This is a genomic window from Amycolatopsis rhizosphaerae, assembly GCF_007713715.1.
Lineage (GTDB): Bacteria > Actinomycetota > Actinomycetes > Mycobacteriales > Pseudonocardiaceae > Amycolatopsis_E > Amycolatopsis_E rhizosphaerae.
Genome location: NZ_VJWX01000446.1, coordinates 1 through 5864, shown reverse-complemented (window position 1 = coordinate 5864; position 5864 = coordinate 1). Strand labels below are relative to the sequence as shown.

Here is a 5864-nt window from a genome sequence, read left to right as displayed (position 1 = left end):
ACGCCACCCGGACCCCCTGTGCTGTCTGCCCAGGAAGCACGCATGGGTGCGCGGCCCGGTCCGCAGGTTCCGGCGGCACCGCGGCAGCAGCAGCAACCCCCGGGACCGCAGCCGACCAGCGTGCTCGCCGCACCGGCGCCGCCGACCCAGAGCATCATGCCGCCCGCTCCCCGGGTTTCTCCCGGCACCGGGGTGGAACTGCCCGATCCCGGCACCGAAAGCGTGCTGCCGGAACGAACCAGCGAGGGCATGCATCCGGGCACGGGGACGGGCACCGGAACGGGCCCTGGGACCGGCACCGGAACGGGCACCGGGGCGCATCCGGGCACCGGGCGGCGCAGCGGCCGCCGCACCTCGCGCCGGGGGCGCCTCGGTGCGGGTCTGGTGGAGGTCCCACCGGTGCCCTACCGCGACCCGGCTTCCGCGGTGCTCGCCAACCCCGTGGTCTCCGAAGAGAAGCGGTACTGCAGCAACTGCTCGGCCAAGGTCGGACGCGGCGACAGCGGACCCGAGGGCCTGTGCGAGAAGTGCGGCACGCCGTACTCGTTCCTGCCCAAACTCCGCCCGCACGATCTCGTCGGCGGCCAGTACGAAGTGCTCGGCGCGCTCGCCTACGGTGGTCTCGGCTGGATCTACCTCGCTCAGGACCACAACGTCAACGACCGCTGGGTCGTCCTCAAAGGACTGATCGACACCGGGGACGCGACCGCGCTCGCCGCCGCGGTGAACGAAACCCGGTTCCTGGCCGAGGTCGAACACCCGAACATCGTCAAGATCTACAACTTCGTGCAGCATCCGGACCCCAAGACCGGGCACTCCGTCGGCTACATCGTGATGGAGTACGTCGGCGGTCAGTCGCTGCGGCAACTCGCGCTGGCGCACTACAAGCAGGCCGGGCGGCCGGAACCGCTGCCGATCGCCCAGGTGATCGCCTACGGACTGGAGATCCTGCCCGCGCTCGGCTACCTGCACAGCCAGGGCCTGCTGTACTGCGACCTCAAACCGGACAACGTGATCCAGACCCACGAGCAGCTCAAGCTGATCGACATGGGTGCGGTGCGCCGTCTCGACGACTATTCGAGCCCGCTGTTCTTCACCACCGGCTACGCCGCCCCGGAACTGGCCACGCACGGCGCCTCCGTGGCGTCGGACCTCTACACCGTGGGCCGCACGCTGGCGGTGCTGAGCTTCGAGTTCAACGGCTACACCACCAAGTACAAGGACGCGCTGCCCTCGCCGGACGAGGTGCCGCTGTTCAAGCTGTTCGGTTCCTACCACCGGTTCCTCAAGCGCGCCACCCACCGCGATCCGGACCGCCGGTTCATCACCGCGGAGGACATGGCCGACCAGCTCGCCGGGGTACTGCGCGAGATCATGGCCATGGGAACCGGGAAAGCGCGTCCCGGTGTGTCCACTGTGTTCGGTCCGGAGACCAACACCTTCGGGGTGGACATCGTGGTCCCCGAGCCGGGCAAGCCCGTCCCGCTGCCCGACCCGCTGGAGGTGGTGGCGGGCCTGCCCATTCCGCAGGTGGACACCAGCGACCCGGCGGCCGGTGTGCTGGCCACGACCACCGCGCTCGACCCGCAGGGCGCCATCGACGCGCTGGCGGGAGCGCCCCGGGAGTCCATCGAGGTGCGGTTGCGCATCGTGCGGGCCCGGATCGAGCTGGGCGAACTGGCCGAAGCGAACCGCCAGTTGCAGGCCGCGCAGTACCTGGCCATCCGGGCGGGCTACCCGCACGACTGGCGGATCGACTGGCACCGCGGGCTCATCGAACTCGCCGGCGGACGGCAGCGGGTCGCCCAGGTCGCCTTCGAAGCGGTGTACGACGATCTGCCCGGCGAGATCGCGCCGAAGCTCGCGCTGGCGGTCAGCGCGGAGGGAGTTCGTGACTATTTCGCCGCTTCCCGGCTCTACGAGCTGGTGTGGCGCACGGACCGTTCGTATGTGAGCGCGGCCTTCGGGCTGGCGCGCGTGTACCTCGCGCAGGGCGCGCGAGCCAGCGCGGTCGAGGTGCTCGAGTCGGTGCCGTCGTCGTCCACGCACTACGTGGCGGCGCAGGTGGCGGCGATCAAGATCAAGACGCAGGTGGCCGGCGACGGCTCGCTGACCGAGGCCGATCTCGCCGAGGCGGGGGCGCGCCTGGAGCGCCTGGTCCTGGACGCGGAGCGCCGGACCCGGCTGTCGGCCGAGGTACTGGAAGCGGCGTTCCAGTGGGTCAGGTCGGCCCCGGCGGGGTACCGGACGCCGACCACGGTGCTCGGTTGCACGCTGTCCGAGCGGGACGTGCGTTTCGGCCTCGAGCGGTGTTACCGCACGCTGGCCCGGCTCTCGCACACCGCGGAGGACCGCATCGCGCTGGTCGACCGGGCCAACGCGATCCGTCCCCGCACGCTCACCTGAAACCGGAGGTTCGGGCACTTTTGGAGGAAGTGCCCGAACCGCTCGCTACGGGTTGATGTCCCAGTCACCGCGCGGACGGTCGTGGGTGCGGCGGAACTTGTCCAGCGCGTTCGGGTCGCCATGCGTGGTGAAGTGTTCGAAGCCGACCTCGACGAACAGGGCGCGGGCGCGGACCGCGACCGGACCGTCCTCCGCACCCAGGTGTCCCTCGGCGCTGGCATAGATCTTGCGTCCGGCCACGCCGTCGAGGCGGGCGGTGATGAACAGGGTCGAACCGACCGGGACCGGCCGGACGAAATCCGTTTCCAGCTTGCCGGTCACCGCGGGCTTGCGTAGCAGGTTCCCCACCGTGGCGCCGAGCGCTTCGTCGAACGCGCAGGCCAGCAGGCCGCCGTGGGCAAGGCCCGGCGCGCCCTGATGGGCCTCGGTGACGGTGAACTGCGAATGCACGTGTGCCTGCTCGCCCACCGTCGACTTCAGGTGCAGGCCGCTGTCCAGTTCGCCGCAGCCGAAGCACTCCTCGTAGTGCATCTCCAGCTTGGTGCCCGGGCCGGGCGCGTCGGGATGCGTCCCCGGCCGTTCGGTGGCCACCGGGGGCCAGGGCGGCGCCGGCCTGCGCTTCTGAGATGCCTCGCTCATCGGACCAAAGTAACTCGGCCTGCCCGGAATGCCCCGTGCCACCCCGCCTTTGAGGAGACAGAGAGCACGATTGGAAGGAAAATTACCACCAATGACACGGTGGGCCACTATGGTCACCATCTTGATCGCTGGCACGAAACGCGAGGAGGAGGTCGGGGCGTATGACGGAAGCAGCGGCTCAAGTAGGGGAAATCGACCAGAGAACGGTGAAACGCGCGGTCATCGCCTCCGCGATGGGTAACGCAACCGAATGGTACGACTACGGTGTGTTCACCTCGGGGGCGATCGCCACCACGATCGGCACGGTTTTCTTTCCGGGGGACCACAACGCGGTGCTGAAATCACTCGCGCTGGTCGCGATCGGTTTCGTGGTCCGGCCGTTCGGCGGGGCGTTCTTCGGCCCGCTGGGCGACAAGATCGGCCGCCAGCGGGTGCTGGCGATCACCATCCTGCTCATGTCCGGCTGCACCTTCCTGGTCGGCTGCCTCCCGACCTACGCGGGCGGATACGCGATCGGCGTGGCCGCTCCGGTGCTGGTCCTGCTGCTGAGGCTGGTGCAGGGCTTTTCCACCGGGGGTGAGTACGGCGGGGCGGCAACCTTCATCGCCGAATACGCGCCGACCCGGCGGCGCGGATTCTTCGGCAGTTTCCTGGAAATCGGCACCCTCATCGGATATGTGCTGGGCAATACCGTGGTGCTGCTGGTGACGCTGTCGTTCACCGCGCAGCAGGTGGAAAGCTGGGCGTGGCGGATCCCGTTCTTCGTCGCGCTGCCGCTGGGCCTGGTCGGCCTGTACCTGCGCTCGAAACTCGAGGACACGCCCGAGTTCCGGCGCCTGGAAAAGGCGGGCGAGAAGGCGGAAAAGGCGCCGCTGAAGGAAACTCTGGTCCGCAACTGGCGGATGATCCTCAACCTGGTCGGCATCGTGCTCCTGCTCAACGTCGCCGACTACATGCTGCTGACCACCATGCCCACGTACTTCACCGACACGCTGCACATCAACGACAACACCGCGACGATGATCGTGATCGGGGTGGAGGTCGTGCAGTTGGCGCTGATCGCACCGCTCGGGGCGCTGTCCGACCGCATCGGCCGCAAGCCCCTGCTCATCACCGCGGCGGTGGGCTACATCGTGTTGAGCTACCCGTGTATCAAGCTGATGCAGAGCGGCAACATCGCCCTGCTGGTGGTGGGTTTCGGCGTGGTGGCGCTGCTGCTGGTGCTGATGCTCGCGGTGATCGGCTCGACGTTCCCGGCCATGTTCCCCACGCGCGTGCGCTACGGGTCCTTCGCCATCGGGTACAACGTGTCGACCTCGCTGTTCGGCGGAACCTGCGGCGTGATCGTCACGGCGTTGATCCACGCCACCGGCAACGGGGACTGGCCCGCGTTCTACCTGATGCTCGCCGCCGGGATCGCGCTGGTCCCGATCCTCCGGATCCCGGAGACCGCGCGGGTGCCGATGGCGCGCATCGAGGTGCAGGGCGTGCCCGAGGCGGCTCGCGCCGAGGCGCGCTGACGCGGTGGACCGCGCCCCGCCCGGGCGCGGTCCCTCGCGTTGAGGGGTACCGGCGGTGGCGGCAAGATAGGGGGCACCGCACGGGAGGAGAGCGGCGAATGAGCGACAGGACGGAATCGGCGGGAGTGGCGGAGGCCGCTCGCCTGCTCGACGACATGACCCAGCAGATGACCCCGGTACCCGCGGTGCTCGACGAAGGTCCGTCCGCGGAACCGGACCGGCCGAGCAGGAACCGGGCATCCGAAGTGGACGGTCACGTGCTCTGAGCGGATCCGCTCAACGGGTCTGTGGCACGGTGGTGGTGCCGACGGCGGTACTGGTGACGGGCGAAGGGCCGTTCGGAGGTGATTCATGCTCGGTGGTCGCCAATGGGCGGGGCACCGAGCTGGTCATCATCGGGGCGGGGACGGCGGGCTGGACCGGTAGCGGTTCAGGCGGTCGTCCCGCGGCCAGCAGGGCGGCGATCGTGATCACCGCGCCCCCGGTCGCCACGGCACTGCCTAACACGGCGAAACGCTTGCGCTTACGGCGGACGAGGTGACCGCGCCGGATGATCCCGGAGGCGTCGATGCCCAGTGGCGGTCCCTGCCCGGCGCCGGTGGACGCCAGCAGCCGGTGGATCTCGGGATCGGACATGGTCACCTCCCCTTCCCGGTGGTGGCTTCGAGGATCTCGTGGAACTGGGGGCCGAGCCGCTGCCGGAGGGTGGCCAGCCCCCGCGCGCTCTGGCTTTTCACGTTTCCGGTGGAACAGCCCAGTTCGGCGGCCGTCTCTTCGACGCTCAGGTCATGCCAGTACCGCAGAACCAGTACCGCGCGCTGTTTCGGCGGCACCGCCGAGAGCGCTTTCAGCACAAGGAGGCGCTGCTCCGGCCCTCCTGGCTCGGTGCCCGTTTCGGGCAGGGTTTCGGCCGGCTGTTCCCGGCGACGCCATGGCCGTCGCCGTTCGGCCAGGAAGGTGCGCAGCACCGTCTTGCGCGCGTAGGCGTCGAGAGCGTCCCGGTGATCGAGCCTGGGCCAGGCGAGGTAGAGCTTGAGCAGCGCGGCCTGGGTGATGTCTTCGGCGTGATGCCAGTCCCCGCACAGCAGGTAGGCCGTCGCCCGCAGGGAATGTGCCCGCTCGCCGAAGAACCGGGCGAACTCGTCGTCCCACGACGAAGTCCGCCCGGGTCCGCTTCGGTCAGTGGCCACGCGTGGTCGGCTGCGGCATGGTGGTCGGCATGGGGGCCGCCTGCGAGGTCGTGGGTACCGGGGTGGACGCGTACGAGGTCGCGGGTACCGGGGTGGACGCGTACGAGGT

At 69.4% G+C, this 5864-nt stretch carries 6 protein-coding genes; 3 read left to right on the top strand and 3 right to left on the bottom strand.

Annotated features, from left to right (window positions below):
* Positions 1-2406, top strand: a 2406-nt coding sequence (locus FNH05_RS30140; RefSeq protein WP_425458502.1) for a serine/threonine-protein kinase, incomplete at its 5' end; no start/stop codon positions are given.
* A 45-nt stretch (positions 2407-2451) separates the two neighbouring features.
* Here FNH05_RS30140 and FNH05_RS30135 read toward each other — a convergent pair.
* The gene (locus tag FNH05_RS30135; RefSeq protein WP_186382808.1) at positions 2452-3045 is read right to left on the bottom strand and encodes a PaaI family thioesterase; all 594 of its coding nucleotides are present in this window, start codon (positions 3043-3045) and stop codon (positions 2452-2454) included.
* Between the two features lie 233 nt (positions 3046-3278).
* On the opposite strand from FNH05_RS30135, the gene FNH05_RS30130 reads away from it, so the two are divergent.
* Both FNH05_RS30130 and FNH05_RS38380 read left to right on the top strand, forming a co-directional pair.
* Positions 3279-4565, top strand: coding sequence for an MFS transporter (locus tag FNH05_RS30130; protein WP_222426748.1), 1287 nt, complete (start codon positions 3279-3281; stop codon positions 4563-4565).
* 98 nt (positions 4566-4663) lie between these two features.
* Positions 4664-4831, top strand: coding sequence for a hypothetical protein (locus FNH05_RS38380; protein ID WP_186382809.1), 168 nt, complete (start codon positions 4664-4666; stop codon positions 4829-4831).
* A 10-nt stretch (positions 4832-4841) separates the two neighbouring features.
* Here the strand turns inward: FNH05_RS38380 and FNH05_RS30125 are convergent, their stop codons facing one another.
* Together FNH05_RS30125 and FNH05_RS30120 are read right to left on the bottom strand one after the other, a co-directional pair.
* On the bottom strand, positions 4842-5201 hold the full coding sequence (locus tag FNH05_RS30125; protein ID WP_144592241.1) for a hypothetical protein: 360 nt from the start codon (positions 5199-5201) through the stop codon (positions 4842-4844).
* A gap of 2 nt (positions 5202-5203) precedes the next feature.
* Positions 5204-5755 carry a SigE family RNA polymerase sigma factor gene (locus FNH05_RS30120; RefSeq protein WP_144592240.1) on the bottom strand — a complete coding sequence of 184 codons (552 nt, stop codon included), beginning with the start codon at positions 5753-5755 and terminating at the stop codon, positions 5204-5206.
* Between the last annotated feature and the right edge of the window lie 109 nt (positions 5756-5864).

Bases quoted from the DNA above. Each gene is read 5' to 3' on its own strand.
- FNH05_RS30135 (WP_186382808.1), bottom strand. From the start codon at position 3,045: ATGAGCGAGGCATCTCAGAAGCGCAGGCCGGCGCCGCCCTGGCCCCCG.
- FNH05_RS30130 (WP_222426748.1), top strand. From the start codon at position 3,279: ATGGGTAACGCAACCGAATGGTACGACTACGGTGTGTTCACCTCGGGG.
- FNH05_RS38380 (WP_186382809.1), top strand. From the start codon at position 4,664: ATGAGCGACAGGACGGAATCGGCGGGAGTGGCGGAGGCCGCTCGCCTG.
- FNH05_RS30125 (WP_144592241.1), bottom strand. From the start codon at position 5,201: ATGTCCGATCCCGAGATCCACCGGCTGCTGGCGTCCACCGGCGCCGGG.